Annotated in this window: 19 protein-coding genes; 10 read left to right on the top strand and 9 right to left on the bottom strand. The window is 41.5% G+C overall.

All coding sequences use genetic code 11. The features are described from left to right. The first annotated feature begins 3 nt into the window (after positions 1-3). From coaC to N596_RS02225, 4 genes are all read left to right on the top strand, one after another. Positions 4-543: a phosphopantothenoylcysteine decarboxylase gene (gene coaC, locus N596_RS02240; RefSeq protein WP_023026792.1), complete on the top strand. Its 540-nt coding sequence runs from the start codon at positions 4-6 to the stop codon at positions 541-543. Then, positions 540-1,100 (top strand): ECF transporter S component, encoded by a 561-nt coding sequence (locus N596_RS02235; RefSeq protein ID WP_023026791.1) that lies wholly within the window; start codon positions 540-542, stop codon positions 1,098-1,100. The genes coaC and N596_RS02235 overlap by 4 nt, the downstream gene beginning before the upstream one ends. Before the next feature lie 299 nt (positions 1,101-1,399). Further along, positions 1,400-3,118, top strand: coding sequence for a phospho-sugar mutase (locus tag N596_RS02230; RefSeq protein ID WP_023026790.1), 1,719 nt, complete (start codon positions 1,400-1,402; stop codon positions 3,116-3,118). A 107-nt stretch (positions 3,119-3,225) separates the two neighbouring features. Beyond that, complete coding sequence (locus N596_RS02225) at positions 3,226-3,573, top strand: DUF6568 family protein (RefSeq protein WP_023026789.1); 348 nt, start codon at positions 3,226-3,228, stop codon at positions 3,571-3,573. Positions 3,574-3,755: 182 nt separating this feature from the next. On the opposite strand, the gene mutY is transcribed toward N596_RS02225, so the two are convergent. The 5 genes from mutY to yjbM all read right to left on the bottom strand — a co-directional run bounded on the left by mutY (position 3,756) and on the right by yjbM (position 8,515). After that, positions 3,756-4,910, bottom strand: a complete 1,155-nt coding sequence (gene mutY / locus N596_RS02220) for an A/G-specific adenine glycosylase (protein WP_023026788.1) — start codon at positions 4,908-4,910, stop codon at positions 3,756-3,758. 248 nt (positions 4,911-5,158) lie between these two features. Beyond that, positions 5,159-6,133 (bottom strand): phosphate acetyltransferase, encoded by a 975-nt coding sequence (gene pta / locus N596_RS02215; protein ID WP_023026787.1) that lies wholly within the window; start codon positions 6,131-6,133, stop codon positions 5,159-5,161. Positions 6,134-6,154: 21 nt separating this feature from the next. Continuing rightward, positions 6,155-7,045 (bottom strand): RluA family pseudouridine synthase, encoded by an 891-nt coding sequence (locus N596_RS02210; protein WP_023026786.1) that lies wholly within the window; start codon positions 7,043-7,045, stop codon positions 6,155-6,157. Further along, positions 7,042-7,860 carry an NAD kinase gene (locus tag N596_RS02205; protein WP_308446689.1) on the bottom strand — a complete coding sequence of 273 codons (819 nt, stop codon included), beginning with the start codon at positions 7,858-7,860 and terminating at the stop codon, positions 7,042-7,044. Before N596_RS02205 ends, N596_RS02210 begins: the two co-directional genes overlap by 4 nt. After that, entirely contained in the window at positions 7,844-8,515 is a 672-nt protein-coding gene (yjbM, locus tag N596_RS02200; protein WP_023026784.1) for a GTP diphosphokinase, read from the bottom strand. The genes N596_RS02205 and yjbM overlap by 17 nt, the downstream gene beginning before the upstream one ends. A gap of 95 nt (positions 8,516-8,610) precedes the next feature. Here yjbM and N596_RS02195 point away from each other — a divergent pair, with 95 nt between their 5' ends. The 6 genes from N596_RS02195 to N596_RS02170 all read left to right on the top strand — a co-directional run bounded on the left by N596_RS02195 (position 8,611) and on the right by N596_RS02170 (position 12,644). Further along, positions 8,611-9,177: a CYTH domain-containing protein gene (locus tag N596_RS02195; protein ID WP_042361407.1), complete on the top strand. Its 567-nt coding sequence runs from the start codon at positions 8,611-8,613 to the stop codon at positions 9,175-9,177. 62 nt (positions 9,178-9,239) lie between these two features. Next, positions 9,240-10,196, top strand: coding sequence for a ribose-phosphate diphosphokinase (locus N596_RS02190; RefSeq protein ID WP_042361082.1), 957 nt, complete (start codon positions 9,240-9,242; stop codon positions 10,194-10,196). Positions 10,197-10,205: 9 nt separating this feature from the next. Beyond that, the gene (locus N596_RS02185) at positions 10,206-11,333 is read left to right on the top strand and encodes a cysteine desulfurase family protein (protein ID WP_023026781.1); all 1,128 of its coding nucleotides are present in this window, start codon (positions 10,206-10,208) and stop codon (positions 11,331-11,333) included. Beyond that, the gene (locus N596_RS02180) at positions 11,323-11,670 is read left to right on the top strand and encodes a DUF1831 domain-containing protein (RefSeq protein ID WP_023023159.1); all 348 of its coding nucleotides are present in this window, start codon (positions 11,323-11,325) and stop codon (positions 11,668-11,670) included. The genes N596_RS02185 and N596_RS02180 overlap by 11 nt, the downstream gene beginning before the upstream one ends. Further along, entirely contained in the window at positions 11,670-11,906 is a 237-nt protein-coding gene (locus tag N596_RS02175) for a DUF4649 family protein (RefSeq protein WP_023023158.1), read from the top strand. The genes N596_RS02180 and N596_RS02175 overlap by 1 nt, the downstream gene beginning before the upstream one ends. Before the next feature lie 93 nt (positions 11,907-11,999). Further along, positions 12,000-12,644, top strand: coding sequence for a redox-sensing transcriptional repressor Rex (locus N596_RS02170; protein WP_042361403.1), 645 nt, complete (start codon positions 12,000-12,002; stop codon positions 12,642-12,644). A gap of 188 nt (positions 12,645-12,832) precedes the next feature. On the opposite strand, the gene radC is transcribed toward N596_RS02170, so the two are convergent. The 4 genes from radC to gyrA all read right to left on the bottom strand — a co-directional run bounded on the left by radC (position 12,833) and on the right by gyrA (position 17,228). Then, the gene (gene radC, locus N596_RS02165; RefSeq protein ID WP_023023154.1) at positions 12,833-13,516 is read right to left on the bottom strand and encodes a RadC family protein; all 684 of its coding nucleotides are present in this window, start codon (positions 13,514-13,516) and stop codon (positions 12,833-12,835) included. Between the two features lie 62 nt (positions 13,517-13,578). Next, positions 13,579-13,857, bottom strand: coding sequence for a hypothetical protein (locus N596_RS02160; RefSeq protein ID WP_023023152.1), 279 nt, complete (start codon positions 13,855-13,857; stop codon positions 13,579-13,581). 153 nt (positions 13,858-14,010) lie between these two features. Next, positions 14,011-14,757 (bottom strand): class A sortase, encoded by a 747-nt coding sequence (locus tag N596_RS02155; protein ID WP_023026779.1) that lies wholly within the window; start codon positions 14,755-14,757, stop codon positions 14,011-14,013. Between the two features lie 8 nt (positions 14,758-14,765). Next, positions 14,766-17,228 carry a DNA gyrase subunit A gene (gene gyrA / locus N596_RS02150; protein ID WP_023026778.1) on the bottom strand — a complete coding sequence of 821 codons (2,463 nt, stop codon included), beginning with the start codon at positions 17,226-17,228 and terminating at the stop codon, positions 14,766-14,768. Positions 17,229-17,380 lie beyond the last annotated feature (152 nt).

The raw sequence follows: 17,380 nt of genomic DNA, 5'->3' as shown, positions 1-17,380 counted from the left end.
CCTATGGCCAATATTCTACTAGCTGTTACAGGAAGTATTTCTGCATATAAAGCAGCGGATATCACCAGTCAATTGACCAAGCTCGGTCATCAGGTGAAGGTAATCATGACTCCTGCAGCTACAGCTTTTATCACTCCCCTAACCCTTCAGGTCCTTTCAAAAAATCCAGTCGGTCTAGATGTCATGATTGAAGAGGATCCGCAGCGGATTGAGCACATCGACATTGGAAAAGAGACAGACCTCTTTCTAGTAGCGCCGGCTAGTGCCAATACGATTGCTAAACTTGCCATGGGGCTAGCAGATAATATGGTGACGAGCACAGCTCTAGCCTTGCCTCAAGGAACTAAAAAAATCCTAGCTCCCGCTATGAATACGAAAATGCTGGAACACCCAGCTACTCAACGAAATCTAAAACTCTTACAAGACTTCGGCTATCAGATTATTCAACCTCGCTATGCTACTCTGGCTTGTGGCGATCAAGGGTCTGGAGCCTTAGCTTCCATCGAAACCATTCTAACTACTATACAGGAGTCGCTTTCATGAAAAAATCCTCATCCATTTCACGCGTTGCTATATTTTTCGCGGTAATGATTACCATCCATTTTACCACTTCCTTCATCTTACATTTTGTACCATCAGGTATTCAGCCAACCTTGGTTCATATTCCTGTTGTGATCGCGTCTATCATTTACGGACCACGAATCGGGGCTACTTTAGGATTGCTTATGGGACTCTTTAGTTTAACGATGAATACCCTTGTTTTAACACCTGCAAGCCACCTCTTTAGTCCCTTTGTACCAAACGGAAACTTCTATTCCCTCCTCATTGCAATAGTTCCACGTATCTTGATCGGAATAACACCTTACTATATCTATAAATTAATGCGCAATCGTACTGGGTTAATAACAGCCGGCATTGTCGGATCTATGACCAATACCGTTTTTGTTTTAAGCGGGATTTACCTCTTTTTTGGTAGTCAATTCAAAGGTGGAATCAACGATTTTCTCGCCTTGATTGTGTCTACTAACTCACTCATCGAAGTTATTGCAACGGTTCTGATCACTAGTGCCGTTGTCCCAGCCCTCGAAAAATTAAAATAAAAAGTTGAGAGTGGGACAGAAATCGGTCATTGGTTAGAATTTGATTTCGTTGTCCCACCTCCGCACAGTTGAGTAGGGCTGTAAAAGCTGATGAAATCAGCGTAGTAGAGCCCACTCAAGCACTGCGTCTTGCTCGACAATCCAAAGATAATTGAGAGGCTAGGACTTTTGTCCCAGCCTTTTTTCTATCCAAAATTCCCTCTTTATTTTTGAAAAGATTTACAATTATCGCTAGAATTTTCTGAAAAAATTTGCTATAATGTGAGCGATTAATTATATATTAAAAAGGAGACGCTTGCATGACTTATCAAGAAAACTTCCAAAAATGGGCTGATTTTGCTGACCTACCAGATTACCTTCGTCGCGATTTGGAAAACATGGATGAAAAAACCAAAGAAGATGCCTTCTACACGAACCTTGAATTCGGTACTGCTGGTATGCGTGGATTGATTGGTGCCGGTACCAACCGTATTAACATCTATGTAGTCCGTCAAGCAACTGAAGGTTTGGCTCGTTTGATCGAATCAAAGGGTGGAAATGAAAAAGAACGTGGGGTAGCCATCGCTTACGATAGCCGTCACTTCTCTCCAGAGTTTGCCTTTGAATCAGCAGCAGTTCTTGCAAAACACGGTATTAAATCTTATGTTTTTGAAAGTCTCCGTCCAACTCCAGAACTTTCATTCGCGGTTCGTCACCTCAACTGTTTTGCTGGTATCATGATTACTGCTAGCCACAACCCAGCTCCATTCAATGGATACAAGGTTTACGGTGAAGATGGTGGCCAAATGCCTCCACATGATGCAGATGCTTTGACAACCTATATTCGTGCGATCGAAAATCCATTTGCTGTGGAAGTCGCTGATGTTGAAGCAGAAAAAGCTTCTGGTTTGATCGAAGTTATTGGTGAAGCGATTGATGCAGAATATCTTAAAGAAGTAAAAGATGTTAATATCAACCCTACTTTGATTGAAGAATTTGGTAAAGACATGAAGATTGTCTACACTCCACTTCACGGTACTGGTGAAATGTTAGCTCGTCGTGCTCTTGCTCAAGCAGGATTTGATTCTGTTCAAGTTGTTGAAGCTCAAGCAACTCCAGATCCAGACTTCTCTACTGTTAAATCTCCAAACCCAGAAAGCCAAGCAGCCTTTGCTCTAGCTGAAGAACTTGGTCGCCAAGTAGGAGCTGATGTTCTTGTTGCAACGGACCCTGATGCTGACCGTGTCGGTGTTGAAGTCCTTCAAAAAGACGGAAGCTACCTTAACCTTTCAGGTAACCAAATCGGTGCCATCATGGCTAAGTACATCTTGGAAGCCCACAAAAACGCTGGGACCCTTCCTGAAAATGCAGCACTCTGCAAATCAATCGTATCAACTGACTTGGTAACTAAGATTGCTGAAAGCTACGGCGCAACCATGTTTAACGTCTTGACTGGTTTCAAATTTATCGCTGAAAAGATTCAAGAATTCGAAGAAAAACACAATCACACATACATGATGGGATTTGAAGAAAGCTTCGGTTACTTGATCAAACCATTCGTACGTGATAAAGATGCCATCCAAGCTGTCCTTGTTGTTGCTGAGCTTGCAGCCTACTACCGCTCTCGTGGTTTGACTCTTGCAGACGGTATCGAAGAAATCTACAAAGAGTATGGCTACTATGCTGAGAAGACTATTTCTGTGACCCTTTCAGGTGTCGATGGTGCTGAGCAAATCAAAGCGATCATGGCTAAATTCCGTGAAAACGGTCCAAAAGAGTTTAACGAAACAGCCGTTTCAATCACTGAAGACTTCAAAGCACAAACATCTACTGCCGCTGATGGTACTGTAACAGCCTTGACGACTCCTCCAAGTGATGTATTGAAATACACACTTGCTGACGGTTCATGGATTGCTGTTCGTCCTTCAGGTACTGAACCAAAAATTAAGTTCTACATTGCAGTTGTTGGTGAAAGCAACGAAGAGTCACAAGCTAAGATTGCTAACATCGAAGCTGAAATCAATGCATTTGTAAAATAAGCAAGAGAAAAGATGAGATAAATCTATCTCATCTTTTTTCATATCAAAATTAAGCATTTTTTCTTTCTTTATGGCATACTAGATTTATAAGAAAGCGAGGTAATCTCATGGAACAATTTTTAGTAGATATTAAAGATCTCGAAGTAACCACTGTAGCGCGTGCGCAAGAAGCCATCGACAAAAAAGAAACAGCAACCTTCTTTATTGGACGCAAGACTTGCCCATATTGCCGTAAGTTCGCTGCTAAATTAGCAACTGTAGTAGCTGAAACGAAAGCTCATATCTACTTCATCAATAGTGAAGAACCAAGCCAATTAGAGGCTTTACAAGCCTTCCGTTCAACCTATGGCATTCCAACTGTACCAGGATTTTTACACGTCGAAGCAGGTGAAGTCACCGTTCGTTGTGACTCTTCTATGTCAGAAGAAGAAATTAAAGCATTCGCTCATCTATAAGAAAAAATTGAGGCTGGGACAAAAGTCCTAGCCTCTTAATTATCTTTGGATTGTCGAGCAAGACGCAGTAGTTGAGTGGGCTATACTACGCTGATTCCATCAGCTTTTACAGCCCTACTCAACTGTGCGGAGGCGGGACGACTAAATCGAATTCTAACGAATTACCGATTTCTGTCCCACTCTCATTCTTCGTTTTCCGAAAAAGTCGTCCAAATCTTTTGCTGGGGTTTGGCAAAAGGATAGGCCGAAAATTCTTCTGGTCTTAACCAAAGAGCCGATTCACTTGTTGTCTGCTCTCCTTCTTTTACCAAGCCGTAACGAAGTTGAACCTGCCACTTGCGATGTGAAAAAACATGCTGGACGATGGGATAAGATCTCTCTTGCCAATCAATAACCAAGTCATAATCCTGTTCAAAAGAAAGTATTTCAGGATTGTCCTCCACTTCTTTTTTTCCATCCAGTAGAGACAATTGGCCCAGATTCTCAGTTAGGCTATCCACTTCAATCAAGGGAAAATGCCAGAAGCCTGACAAGAGTCCTTCTCGTTCATTTTTCTCCAGCAAGTAGCGCCCATGACTATCCTTTATAATAAAGGCTGTTAAATAAACTGGCACTGGTTTCTTTTTAGGAGCCTTGATGGGATAACGATCCATGGTTCCATTCTGATAAGCTGCACTAAATTCCTTAACAGGACTCTCCTCCGGCCTTGGATTGACTGGTGATTCGATATCAGAGCCTAAATCCATTAAGGCTTGATTAAAGTCGCCAGGACGGTCCGGATCGATTAAGATTTCCATCATGGCTTGAAAAATTTTACGATTGGTCGGGATTCCGATATCATAGTCCACCTCAAACAAGCGGGCTAGGACCCGCATGACATTGCCATCCACTGCTGGTTCTGGCAAGCCAAAAGCAATACTAGCTATAGCACCGGCTGTATAAGGTCCAATTCCCTTAAGTTTTGAGATAGCCTCATAGGTTGATGGAAATAAACCTCCGTAGTCTTCCATCATCTGCTGAGCAGCTTTCTGCATATTGCGAACCCGTGAGTAATAACCCAAACCTTCCCAAGCTTTCAAGAGTTTCTCTTCTGGCGCCTTAGCCAAATCCTCAATCGTCGGAAACCAGTCAAGAAAACGCTCATAATAAGGAATAACCGTATCGACGCGTGTCTGCTGGAGCATAATCTCTGAGATCCAAATTTTATAAGGATCCTGCGTCCTTCTCCAGGGAAGATCCCGTTTATTGGCATCATACCATGCTAATATTTTTCTTCGGAAAGAAGCAATTTTTTTCTCCTCCCACATGGTAATCCCGTAATCTTTTAAATCCATCATATTCCTAGTATACCACAGAATGGACTTTTACTTTTACAATTCTGACTTTATCAATAAAAAGAGGCTGGGACAAAAGTCCCAGCCTCTCAATTTTCTTTGGATTGTCGAGCAAGACGCAGTGGTTGAGTGGCCTCTACTACGCTGACTTCATCAGCTTTTACAGCCCTACTCAACTGTGCGAAGGTGGGACGACGAAATTGAATTCTAACCAATTACCGATTTCTGTCCCACTCTCCTTTAAATTATTCTTATTGTTCAACAGCTTGAGCCGCTGTGATCAAGGTCAACTTGTAAACGTCATCTGCATTACATCCGCGGGAAAGGTCGTTCACTGGCTTGTTCAATCCTTGCAAGACTGGACCTACCGCTGCAAAACCTCCAAGACGTTCTGCCATCTTGTAACCAATGTTACCTGCTTCGATACCAGGGAAGATAAAGACATTGGCTTGACCTGCTACCTTACTTCCTGGTGCTTTCAATGCAGCTGTTTCAGGTACAAAGGCTGCGTCAAATTGCAATTCCCCATCAATTTCAAGATCTGGACGAAGCTCATGAGCGATTTTGGTCGCTTCAACTACTTTATCAACACTTTCACCAAAACCTGACCCTTTTGTTGAATAGCTCAACATGGCGATTTTTGGATCAATCCCAAACATCTTCGCTGTGATAGCAGAATTGATGGCAATTTCAGCCAAGCCTTCAGCATCTGGATTGATATTAATAGCGCAGTCCCCAAACAAGTAACGTTCAGATCCACGGACCATGAGGAAGGCACCTGAAGTACGACTAACATTTGGACGAGTTTTGATAATTTGAAGTGCTGGACGAACGGTTGCAGCTGTTGAGTGAATTGCACCTGACACCATTCCATCAACAATTCCAAGATGTACCAACATGACACCAAAGTAGTTGACATCATCTTGCAAAATTTGGCGTGCTTCTTCTTCTGTCATTTTACCCTTGCGACGTTCAACTAAGGAAGTTACCATCTCTTCAAAACCTGAGTAAGAATGCGGATCGATGACTTCGTATCCATCCAAAACTCCTTCAATTTCAAGGTAAATTCCAATCTTATCCGGATTCCCAAGCAAGACAGGGGTTACGTCTGTTTCTTTCACAATTCGTTTTGCTGCTTGAAGAATACGTGGTTCTTCACCTTCTGGTAATACAATACGTGCATTCTTACCAACCAGGTTGGCTTTGAGGTTTTCAAAAACTTCCATGAGTTTCTCCTTTGAAAAAAATTAAATATTTGTTAACTGTTTTAAGACCTGGCTAAAATCATCTGGCAAAGAACTTTCAATTCGGAGTTCTTCTTCCAAAAAAGGATGATAGAAAGCCAAGGAATGGCAATGTAAGGCTTGTCGAAGGATCCCATCTTCTAAGGAACCACCATAAAGATCATCTCCCAAAAGCGGAAAACCAATATGAGAAAAATGAACGCGAATCTGATGGGTCCGGCCTGTATGCAATTGGATATCCACCAGATGAATATCACCGAAAGACTGGACAACTTGGTAGCTGGTATGAGCATACTTGCCACCTTTTGCTACTTTTCGGGTAATGATCGAGTCTTCATCACGCGCAATGGGGGCAATGATGTCACCCTTGCTTGCCAACTCACCCGTCCCCTTTACCAATGCAAAGTAACGTTTTTGAATGGTCTTAGCCTGAAGTTGTTTATCCAATCGGGCATGGGCATAGCCATGTTTAGCAAAGAGCATAATCCCACTGGTATCTTTGTCTAAACGGGTGACAATATGAACCAGCTGGTTTTCATACTGGTTTCGAACGTAGTAACCCTTGACAAAGTTTGCAATGGTATTGGAATGAAGAGAGCTAGGAATGGATGCCACTCCTGCCGGTTTGTTGAGGACTAAGAAATGATCGTCTTCATACAAGATTTCTAAATCACGATCAATGGCCTCCAAGGCTTCATAGCCTTCCTCAGAGGGAATATCAATCGTTACCTTATCTCCTATATCGAGAAGATAAATGGCATTTTGTTCAATGCCATTTACTAAAATCTGGCCTCCAGAAAACTTGATCTTGGCCAATAACCCCTTTGAAACCTGGTGCTTCTTCAGGAATGTTTTGACCTTGACGTGTTCGTCTGCAATAAACTCGAACCTCATTCGTCAATATCTCCAATAAAAGCATCCTTGACCCGATTCCAGAAACTGGTATGACTTGGGCTCGCTACGAAATTGATCTTGTGGTTATCAATCTGGTATTCGATATGGACGATATTTCGATACGAATAAGTTGAATTATCAACAGAGAGAATGTGAAAACCAGGCCGGCTTGGCGTAATTTCAATCTTATCTTTTTTAGGAACAATGATCGATGAACCCAAAGTTCGATACACACGGTTATTGAGGCTAGCAATTTCTGCAATTTGAAGTGCTTCGATGGTCGGGTGAAGAACAGCCCCTCCCAAAGATTTGTTATAAGCCGTACTGCCTGTAGGGGTCGAAACGGTAATGCCGTCCCCTCTGAACCGCTCAAAATGAACGCCATTGATGGTTAGGTCAGCCACCATGGTTCGGTCACTGCGTTTGATAGTCGCTTCATTAAGGGCTCGCATAATCTTAGTATCGCCATTTTCAAAGGTCACTTTGACATTCAGGATTGGGTAAGATACCTTGGCACCTGTATCATACTTAAGATTTTCTACTAATTTGTCAATCTCATCATCTAGATAGTCCGTATAGAACCCAAGATGCCCTGTATGCACCCCAACGAAACGAACCCGATCTAATTGACTCTCGTACTTATGAAAAGCCGAGAGCAACATGCCATCTCCACCAATGGAGACCACGATATCCGGATGTTTTTCAGTCAAGATAAAATTATTCTTTTTTAATTTATAACGAAGTTGTTGAAAGACCTCTTCGCTCTGGCGTTTTCGATTTCGAATAATCGAAACCTTCTTACCTGTAGTCCTCATCTGTATCATCACTATTTCCGACACCATCGTTTAATTTACGATGCATAGGATCAAAAAGGGCTTGCGCCTCCTGAATGGCATCACGAATGGCGCCCATTTCCTCGTCGAGTTGATAAGCCAAATTCGCAGTGACTTCAAGACGCTTTTTAATCTCGTCCGGAAAATCTCCTTTATATTTGTAATTTAATGAGTGTTCAATGGTGGCCCAAAAATTCATAGACAGAGTACGAATCTGTATCTCTGCCAAAATGGTTTCATAGCCATTAATGGTATCTACTGGATACTCTACTACAACGTGATAGCTTCGATAGCCACTCGACTTTTTGTGACGAATATAATCTCTTTCCTGCACCACTCGCATATCTTGACGCTTACGAAGAACTTCTAGGACTTCTTCTACGTCATCAACAAATTGAACCATAACCCGCAGACCAGCAATATCTTGCATATCTTGAGCCAGGTTCTCTTCAGAAATACTTCTGCGTTCCATTTTTTCGAGAATACTCTCAATCGGCTTCACACGACCGGTCACAAACTCGATTGGGGAATGCTTTTGTTGTTTGCGATACTGCTTTCTTATCCCACGAAGCTTAATCTTCAACTCACCAACTGCTTGGATATAGGGATCTAAAAAATTTTCCCAATCAATCGCCATTGAATCACCTTGTCATCTCAAAGTTTTTTGTATAAAATAAACACATCTATTATTATATCATAAAGAGCTTGCAAACGAAAGAAAAGGACGTGGCTATGAATCATTTAGAAATTGAATTTAAAACCTTACTAACCAAGGAAGAATACGACTCTCTTAAGGATTTTTTCAAGGAACAACCTCCTATTCGACAAACCAATCACTATATCGATACGCCCGACCAAGCCATCCGGAATCATCAGATGGCCTTGCGAATTCGTACCTTAGCTGATCGGGCTGAGCTAACCCTTAAAGTACCGCAAGAAGCGGGACATTTTGAATACAATCAAGCCCTTACTTTTGATCAGGTAGAATCCTTTTTATCCAATAAAAAAATCCCTAAAGGTGAGATTGCAAGCTTTCTCACTGCTTTAGAAATTCCACTAGTTGCCTTAGATGTCTGGGGAAGTCTAGAAACAGAGAGACGTGAGAAAAGAATCCCTAAAGGTTTATTAGCCTTTGACCGTAGTCGTTATAATTCTATTGAGGACTATGAGTTGGAAATGGAGGTAGATGCTGCCTCAGATGAAACTCATTTTCACGAATTTCTCAAGGAAAAACAAATTGAATACAAGCCAGCAAAAAGCAAAGTGGCAAGATTAGCTCAAAGTTTGCTAAAAAGCTGAAATTACTGAATTTTTTTGCTAAAATAAGACTAGACAAAAATATCTAAATGAGGATCAAACACATGTCAGAAAAAAACAATATGAAGCTCTTTGCACTCAACTCCAATCAAGAAATTGCACAAAAAATTTCGGAAGTTGCTGGCATCCCACTCGGAAAGCTTTCTTCACGTCAATTCTCAGATGGTGAAATCCAAATTAATATCGAAGAAAGTGTCCGTGGATACGATATTTATATCATCCAATCTACCAGCTTCCCTGTTAACAATCACTTGATGGAATTGTTAATCATGGTAGATGCTTGTCAACGAGCTAGCGCTCATACCGTTAACGTCGTTCTTCCATACTTTGGTTATGCACGTCAAGACCGTACCGCTGCTCCTCGCGAACCTATTACAGCGAAATTGGTTGCCAATATGTTGGTCAAGGCAGGGGTAGATCGTGTTGTAACACTCGATCTTCATGCAGTTCAAGTACAAGGCTTCTTCGATATCCCAGTAGACAACTTGTTCACGATTCCTCTATTTGCTGATCATTATATCAAACAAGGTTTAACCGGTTCAGATGTGGTGGTTGTCAGTCCTAAAAACTCCGGAGTGAAACGAGCACGTAATCTTGCTGAATATCTAGATGCCCCAATTGCCATCATTGACTACGCCCAAGATGATGCCAGCCGTGACCAAGGCTACATCATCGGGGATGTTAAAGGCAAAAAAGCAATCCTTATCGATGATATTTTGAATACAGGAAAAACCTTCTCTGAGGCTGCAAAAATTGTTCAACGGGATGGCGCTACTGAGATTTATGCTGTTTCTAGTCACGGACTTTTCGTTAAGGGAGCTGCAGAATTGCTAGACCAAGCACCGATTAAAGAAATTTTGGTTACAGACTCTGTAGCAACCAAAGAGCAAAAACCAAAAAATGTAAAATACATTACTGCAAGCGAATTGATTGGAGATGCCCTTGTTCGTATCCAAGAGCGTAAACCTGTTAGTCCACTCTTTGCATACCACAAGAAATAAGGTGATGGCGTGATTTATTTTGACAATGCAGCAACAACTCCTCTAAGCCCTGGAGTAATCAAGGTGATGACAGAAACGATGGAATCCAGTTTCGGAAATCCATCCAGTCTCCACTCCCACGGTCGCCAAGCAAAAAAGATTCTTAGAGATGCTAGGGAATGCGTTGCATCTTGTTTAAAAACCTCTAGTCAACAAATTACCTTCACTTCTGGGGGAACCGAAAGCAATAACACTGTTATAAAGGGCTACTGTCTCAAACACAGACAGAAAGGCAAGCATATTATCACCACGGCTATCGAACACCATGCCGTTCTGGAACCGATTGAGTATTTGGTCCAAGAATATGGATTTGAAGTAACCATTATTCACCCAGTCAATCAAATGATTCGGCCAGAAGATATTCAAGCCGCCCTTCGTCCTGATACTATTTTGGTGTCCACCATGTATGCCAATAACGAAACCGGTGATCTCTTGCCCATCAAGGCTATTTCAGACCTTTTAAAAGACCATCCTGCTGCTTTTCATGTGGATGCTGTTCAAGCCGTTGGCAAGCTTTCTGTAGCCCCTGAAGAGCTAGGAATTGATTTTCTAACCGCCTCTGCCCATAAATTTCATGGGCCTAAGGGAGTTGGTTTTCTCTATGCTAGAAAGCCTGACTTCTTCAATCTCTTACACGGGGGTGACCAAGAAGACAAGCGTCGAGCTAGTACAGAGAACTTGATTTCAATTGCTGGAATGGCTCAAGCCCTCAAAGAAGCAACTGATCAGTTAGACGCAAATTACCAGTATATTCAGAGCCTATCTGAACGTATCCTAACTGGCCTAGAGGATCTGGATTTTTATCTGAATTGCACAGACTCCAAACTTCCTCATATCTTAAATATTGGCTTCCCAGGTATCAGCAATGATATCCTACTGCTTCGTTTAGACATGGCAGGAATTTCAGTCTCAACCGGCTCTGCTTGTACAGCAGGAACTGTTCAACCAAGCCACGTTCTTGCAGCTTATTATGGCGAAGATTCTCATCGATTGAAGGAATCTATTCGCATTAGTTTATCCGAATTCAATACGACCGCTGAGGTCGATACTTTTATAACAACCATTCACAAAATTTTAGGAGAATTACATGGCATTTGAAACATCTGTCTCATTACCAAACTGCGATTACACATACGCAATCCATCCAAATATTAAAAAATATACCCTACGCGACAATACCTTTGCACAAACAAAGGTTGGGAACTACGAATTAAATCGTTTATTAGAAGCTGTTCCAAACAGCGGGGATGGCTTTAAGCTAAAAATTATCATCAATAAGGATTTAACAGGATTTAAAATTAACATTACTGATAAGTCAGGCCTTCGCTTGGTGAATATTTTTAAAAATCCAGAAAATAAAATCATCCAACAAAAATTCTACTTCCTTATGGATAGTCTAGTTGAACGGGAAATCTTTGAAAGGATTGAAAAGTAATGACCAATGGTCTCATAGTCCTCACTTATTTGGATGCATACAAAAAGGAACGTCAGATCAGCTACGATAATTTGGATCACTGTTTATTAGCTTTTTCAGGCTGTGTGACCCTTCCAGATTCCTATCAGGTTGTTTCCGTATCCTACAAGGGACAAACATTACCTTTTACTGGAAAGATAGGCGACTTCTATCGCTATCTGATTCAGTTTGATCAGAGTTTAAGAAATTCCAACTAAGAAAGAAAAGCACCTTTTTGGTGTTTTTTTAGTAGAAGATAGTTGCTTTATTCACAAACTTTTTATACAATAGATTTGAAAGGTTGTGATATTGTGAAACAAGATAAGACTAATCCAATTCCTCGTGCTACTGCCAAACGACTCTCCTTGTATTACCGCATTTTTAAACGCTTTAATGCAGAGAAAATCGAACGTGCAAATTCAAAACAGATTGCTGAAGCCATCGGGATTGATTCCGCAACTGTTCGTCGTGACTTCTCCTACTTCGGGGAGCTAGGACGACGTGGTTTTGGTTATGATGTCAAAAAGTTAATGAACTTCTTTGCTGATCTCTTGAATGATAACTCCATCACCAATGTTGCTATCGTCGGGATTGGAAATATGGGGAGTGCCCTTCTTCACTATCGCTTCCATGAGCGAAACAAAATGAAAATTGTCATGGCATTTGATACGGATGATCATGAGTTAGTCGGTACCAAAAGTAAAGATGGTATTCCGATTTACGGCATCTCAACGCTGAAAGAAAAACTAGAGGGACAAGAGATTCAAACAGCCATTTTAACCGTTCCAAGTGTAAAATCTCAAGAAGTTGCAGATGTACTGGTTGAAGCTGGTATCAAGGGAATCCTTAGCTTTTCCCCAGTACACTTAACAGTTCCAAAAGATGTGGTTGTCCAATATGTCGATCTAACCAGTGAACTACAAACCCTTCTCTACTTTATGCGCAAAAATACATGACAAAATGAGGCTAGGACAAAAGTCCTAGCCTCTCAATTGTCTTTGGATTGTCGAACAAGACGCAGTGCTTGAGTGGGCTCTACTACGCTGAGTTCATCAGCTTTTATAGCCCTACTCAACTGTGCGGTGGTTGGACGACGAAATCGAATTCTAACGAATGACCGATTTCTATCCCACTCTCTTTCTGTCTATACCAATAAGTCTGTCTCCTCTCGGTAGCTATAATAATCATCAGTTGAGACAATCAGATGGTCAAGAAAAACAATTCCAAGACAATTACAGGCTTCAATCATTTGTTGGGTGACACCATCATCATTCTTACTCGGATGAATGATTCCAGATGGATGGTTGTGAACAAGGATTAAAGACGTCGCCATATGCTTGATGGCATAATGCAAGATCTCTCGAGGTTCTGCAATGCTACGATTGACTGTTCCGATAAAAATCACTTGCTGATGGATAATTTGGTTCTGGGTATTCAGATACAAGGCCAGTAAATGCTCTTGTTTCTCATGGCCGATCTTTTGCTGCATCATCTTTGCAAGCTTCTGACTACTCATAATTTGTTCTGTTTCAATCACTTGGGAAGTCTGGATCCGTTTCCCAAGTTCAATAGCAGCTAACAGCTCAATTGCCTTTACTTTCCCAATCCCTGGAACTTCCTGTAGCTCCTGAAAGCTCATACTAGCCAATTCCTTTAAGCTCTTTAGTGAGCCTAAGAGCTCCTGTGCGATCTCGTAGACTGTTTTATTTTTGTTCCCCGTCCGTAATAAGATGGACAGCAATTCTTGATTACTGAGCTTATCAGGGCCTTCTGTAAGCAAGCGTTCTCTAGGTAAAAGACTAGCTTCTTGAAATACAATATGATACATAAAAAACCTCCTCAATTAATAATTCGCAATTGAGGAGGAAAATGGATGAGTCTGTATAAAATTTATATAGGACAAACTACTTCTCTTAGGTTTTCAAGGATTCGAGTTTCTTCATTTGAGAAGTTAATTCTATAGCCTTCTTGCACTTGTTCCAAGGTCCTTAGGAATTGACGAATTTCGTATCGAATTAAGTGTTCTTGATCATCAGGAAGGTTTTCAATGGTTTTAAAGACCTGTTCAACTTCGTAGATTCCCTTGGTAATGAGTCCCGTTTTTGGAAAATCATTGACCAGTAAGCCGTAGAAATTTCTTAGCAGAGTATAGATATCTTCTGTAGGCATTCGGTTCCTCCAAGCTTCTTTCTATCACTCTTCTATTATAAAATAGAAAGCATGCAAAAATATGTCAGTCAGGTAACATTTTATGACTATCCTCTTACAAATTGGCAGAAAATTAACAGAAAAAAAGAGGTCAAGGACCTCTTTTTTTGTTGATTATAATTGCATTTGATTATAAGATTTTGTGAAAGCTTCTAGGATATCTTTTGGTGCTTTTGAGTAATCTACTGAAGTTTCCAAAGTACCTTTTACAATCGTACGATAAGTTGCTGCGGCATCCTCACAGGTCACCAAAGTAATTTCATTTACCCCTTCTCGATCTGCAATGACATCGACCCGATCTGGCGTTACTGTCTCAACAGAATTGATGACATAGGTATAGACCTTTTCCTTATCAGTGATATAGATTTTCATTCCAGCTTTGGCATGTTCTAATGGGGAAAAGAGCATTTCATTTGCCCCAGTCAAACCAAAGACATGGTGACTGGCCAAGGAGTAATTCCTTTGCCCCATAACCTGGTTCTCTTTCATGGTACCTGCCCCATAATAAAGCCCCACATTATCTAAGCCTTTAAAAATCGGAAGGTTCATCTTCAATTCTGGAATTGCAATTCCTCCAATAACAGGTAACTTTTGTGCCTGCCATTGGGCATTGATGACAGATTCTGTAGACAGCGATTTGACTTCTTTAAAGTCAAAGCTAGTCTTAGCCTCTTTATTCTTATCGATGGTCTTTTTCGATACCTTGTTGACCTGGTACTGATTGGTATGCCAAACCATGATCATGTTCCGAATCGGAGCATTAAAAATCAGAGCGATAGACAAAAGGATCAGCAAGGTAGCAAAGATATTAATCAAGCGATTGCGTAAGCTTGTTTTCTTCTTTTTTCTTCTTGAAGCCATTGTTCACCCTACCCTTCACTTTCCGTTTCAGTTTCTGACTCATCTTTTTCGTCAGCTTGAACCGTTGTAAAGGTTACGATTTGGGCATCTTGATCCAGACGCATGACTTTCACACCCATAGTCGAACGTCCAGTTTGAGAAATATTCGCTACGCTTGTACGAATCATGACGCCTGTATTGGTGATAATCATCAAATCCTCATCTCCTTTGACAGTCATGAGACCGGCAAGAGGACCATTTTTCTCAGCCACATTCGCAGTTTTAATCCCTTTACCACCACGTCCTTTAGTTGGATACTCATCAGCACGCGTGCGTTTACCATATCCCTTTTCAGTGATAATCAAAACTTCATCTTGATCTGTAATCACGCTTGCACCGACCACTTGATCCCCTGGACGAAGGTTGACACCTCGGACACCAGTTGCTGAACGTCCCATATTCCGAACAACAGACTCTTTGAAACGAACAGAATACCCAAATTTAGTCCCAATGATAACGTCAGCATTCCCATCAGTAAGAAAGACGTTAATTAGCTCATCCTCATCTTTGAGGTTAAGAGCTTTCAAGCCATTTTGACGGATGTTGGCAAACTCGGCCACACTGGTTCGTTTAACTAGTCCAGAACGCGTTGTAAAGAAGAGATAGGCGTCTTCACTACGATCCTGAGCGACGTTAATAATTGTCTGGATGGATTCACCATCATCTAACTTCAGCAAGTTAACAATCGGAAGTCCTTTGGCTGTACGGCCGTATTCAGGGATTTCATAGCCTTTGAGACGATATACCCGTCCCTTATTGGTAAAGAAGAGCAAACGATCATGGGTGCTAGTAGAAACCAATTCACGGACAAAGTCATCATCCTTGACCCCTGTACCTTGAACACCACGCCCCCCACGTTTCTGAGCGGTAAATTCAGCTTGATCCAAGCGTTTAATATAGCCTTTGTTGGACAAGGTAATCAAAACGTCTGTTTCTTCAATTAAGTCCTCATCTTCAAGAGAAAGAACTTCTCCGACCATCAACTCAGTACGACGAGCATCGCCGAATTTACGTTTAACTTCATCCAATTCTTCCTTGATGATTGTAGCTACACGCTCAGGCTTAGCTAAAATGTCTGCAAGATCAGCAATCAAAGCAATGAGGTCATCGTATTCGCTTTGGATCTTGTCGCGTTCCAAACCAGTCAAACGACGAAGACGCATATCCAAGATAGCTTGGCTTTGACGCTCAGAAAGCTTAAACTTACTCATCAATTCAGCTTGAGCTTCTGCATCTGTCTGGCTATTCCGGATGATTTTAATCACTTCATCGATGTGATCAAGAGCGATTAAGAGTCCTTCCAAGATATGGGCACGAGCTTCCGCCTTCTCTTTATCAAAGATGGTCCGACGAGTCACTACTTCTTTTTGGTGCTCAATATATGATCCTAAAATCTCACGAAGGGAGAGAATTTTAGGGACACCATTTTGGATGGCCAACATGTTGAAACCAAAGTTGGTTTGCATTTGGGTCATCTTGAAGAGATTGTTTAAGATGACATTAGCTGAAGCATCGCGACGGACTTCAATGACGAAACGAACCCCTTCACGGTTTGATTCATCCCGAACAGCAGTAATGCCATCAATCCGTTTCTCTTGGACCAAACGTACAATATGTTCATGCACTTTGGTCTTGTTGACCATATAAGGAAATTCTGTCACAACAATGCGTTCACGACCAGTCTTGGTCTCTTCAATCTCCGTGCGAGAACGCAAGACAATCGAGCCCTTTCCTGTTTCATAGGCCTTATGAATACCTGATTTGCCCATGACCAAGGCTCCAGTTGGAAAGTCAGGTCCAGGAAGCACTTCCATCAACTCACGCGTTGTCACATCAGGATTGTCCATCATTAACTTGACAGCATCAATAGACTCACCGAGGTTGTGCGGTGGGATATTTGTCGCCATCCCTACCGCAATCCCTGTCGCCCCATTGACTAACAAGTTAGGGAAGCGAGCTGGAAGGACGTTTGGTTCCCGTTCGCTGGCATCATAGTTATCTGTGAAATCAACTGTATTCTTGTTGATATCTCGAAGCATTTCAAGAGCAATCTTGCTCATACGAGCTTCCGTATACCGTTGGGCAGCGGCGCCATCTCCATCCATAGAACCAAAGTTACCATGCCCATCTACAAGCATGTAGCGATAACTCCACCATTGCGCCATACGAACCATAGCTTCATAGATTGATGAGTCTCCGTGTGGGTGATATTTACCCATAACATCCCCTGTAATACGGGCAGATTTCTTATGAGGTTTATCTGGCGTAACCCCAAGTTCATTCATTCCGTATAAGATCCGACGATGAACTGGCTTCAAACCATCTCGTACGTCAGGAAGAGCCCGAGACACGATAACACTCATAGCGTAATCGATAAAACTGGTCTTCATTTCCGATGTTAAATTAACATCAACTAAGTTATTATCCTGCATTAAAACAATGCCTCTCTTTAATTAATTCACCATACTATTATAACACATTTAGTACTTTTTTTCTCCTTCGGAACACAAATGTAAAAACGTTTACATCGTCCAAATTAAACGTAAAACCGTGACAAAGAATAGTAAAAGTGGTAGAATAAATG

The sequence above is a fragment of the Streptococcus ilei genome (genome assembly GCF_000479335.1).
Taxonomy (GTDB): domain Bacteria; phylum Bacillota; class Bacilli; order Lactobacillales; family Streptococcaceae; genus Streptococcus; species Streptococcus ilei.
The sequence above is the reverse complement of the archived record's forward strand: the minus strand, read 5'-3'. Positions and strand labels throughout refer to the sequence as shown.

Excerpts from the sequence above, each read along its gene's own strand:
- pta (WP_023026787.1), bottom strand. The coding sequence starts at position 6,133 with ATGGAAGTTTTTGAAAACCTCAAAGCCAACCTGGTTGGTAAGAATGCA.
- N596_RS02160 (WP_023023152.1), bottom strand. The coding sequence starts at position 13,857 with ATGCCTACAGAAGATATCTATACTCTGCTAAGAAATTTCTACGGCTTA.
- N596_RS02235 (WP_023026791.1), top strand. The coding sequence starts at position 540 with ATGAAAAAATCCTCATCCATTTCACGCGTTGCTATATTTTTCGCGGTA.
- N596_RS02190 (WP_042361082.1), top strand. The coding sequence starts at position 9,240 with ATGTCAGAAAAAAACAATATGAAGCTCTTTGCACTCAACTCCAATCAA.
- N596_RS02205 (WP_308446689.1), bottom strand. The coding sequence starts at position 7,860 with ATGAGGACTACAGGTAAGAAGGTTTCGATTATTCGAAATCGAAAACGC.
- N596_RS02180 (WP_023023159.1), top strand. The coding sequence starts at position 11,323 with ATGGCATTTGAAACATCTGTCTCATTACCAAACTGCGATTACACATAC.
- yjbM (WP_023026784.1), bottom strand. The coding sequence starts at position 8,515 with ATGGCGATTGATTGGGAAAATTTTTTAGATCCCTATATCCAAGCAGTT.
- N596_RS02210 (WP_023026786.1), bottom strand. The coding sequence starts at position 7,045 with ATGAGGTTCGAGTTTATTGCAGACGAACACGTCAAGGTCAAAACATTC.
- N596_RS02155 (WP_023026779.1), bottom strand. The coding sequence starts at position 14,757 with ATGGCTTCAAGAAGAAAAAAGAAGAAAACAAGCTTACGCAATCGCTTG.
- N596_RS02175 (WP_023023158.1), top strand. The coding sequence starts at position 11,670 with ATGACCAATGGTCTCATAGTCCTCACTTATTTGGATGCATACAAAAAG.
- gyrA (WP_023026778.1), bottom strand. The coding sequence starts at position 17,228 with ATGCAGGATAATAACTTAGTTGATGTTAATTTAACATCGGAAATGAAG.
- coaC (WP_023026792.1), top strand. The coding sequence starts at position 4 with ATGGCCAATATTCTACTAGCTGTTACAGGAAGTATTTCTGCATATAAA.
- mutY (WP_023026788.1), bottom strand. The coding sequence starts at position 4,910 with ATGATGGATTTAAAAGATTACGGGATTACCATGTGGGAGGAGAAAAAA.
- N596_RS02195 (WP_042361407.1), top strand. The coding sequence starts at position 8,611 with ATGAATCATTTAGAAATTGAATTTAAAACCTTACTAACCAAGGAAGAA.
- N596_RS02230 (WP_023026790.1), top strand. The coding sequence starts at position 1,400 with ATGACTTATCAAGAAAACTTCCAAAAATGGGCTGATTTTGCTGACCTA.
- radC (WP_023023154.1), bottom strand. The coding sequence starts at position 13,516 with ATGTATCATATTGTATTTCAAGAAGCTAGTCTTTTACCTAGAGAACGC.
- N596_RS02225 (WP_023026789.1), top strand. The coding sequence starts at position 3,226 with ATGGAACAATTTTTAGTAGATATTAAAGATCTCGAAGTAACCACTGTA.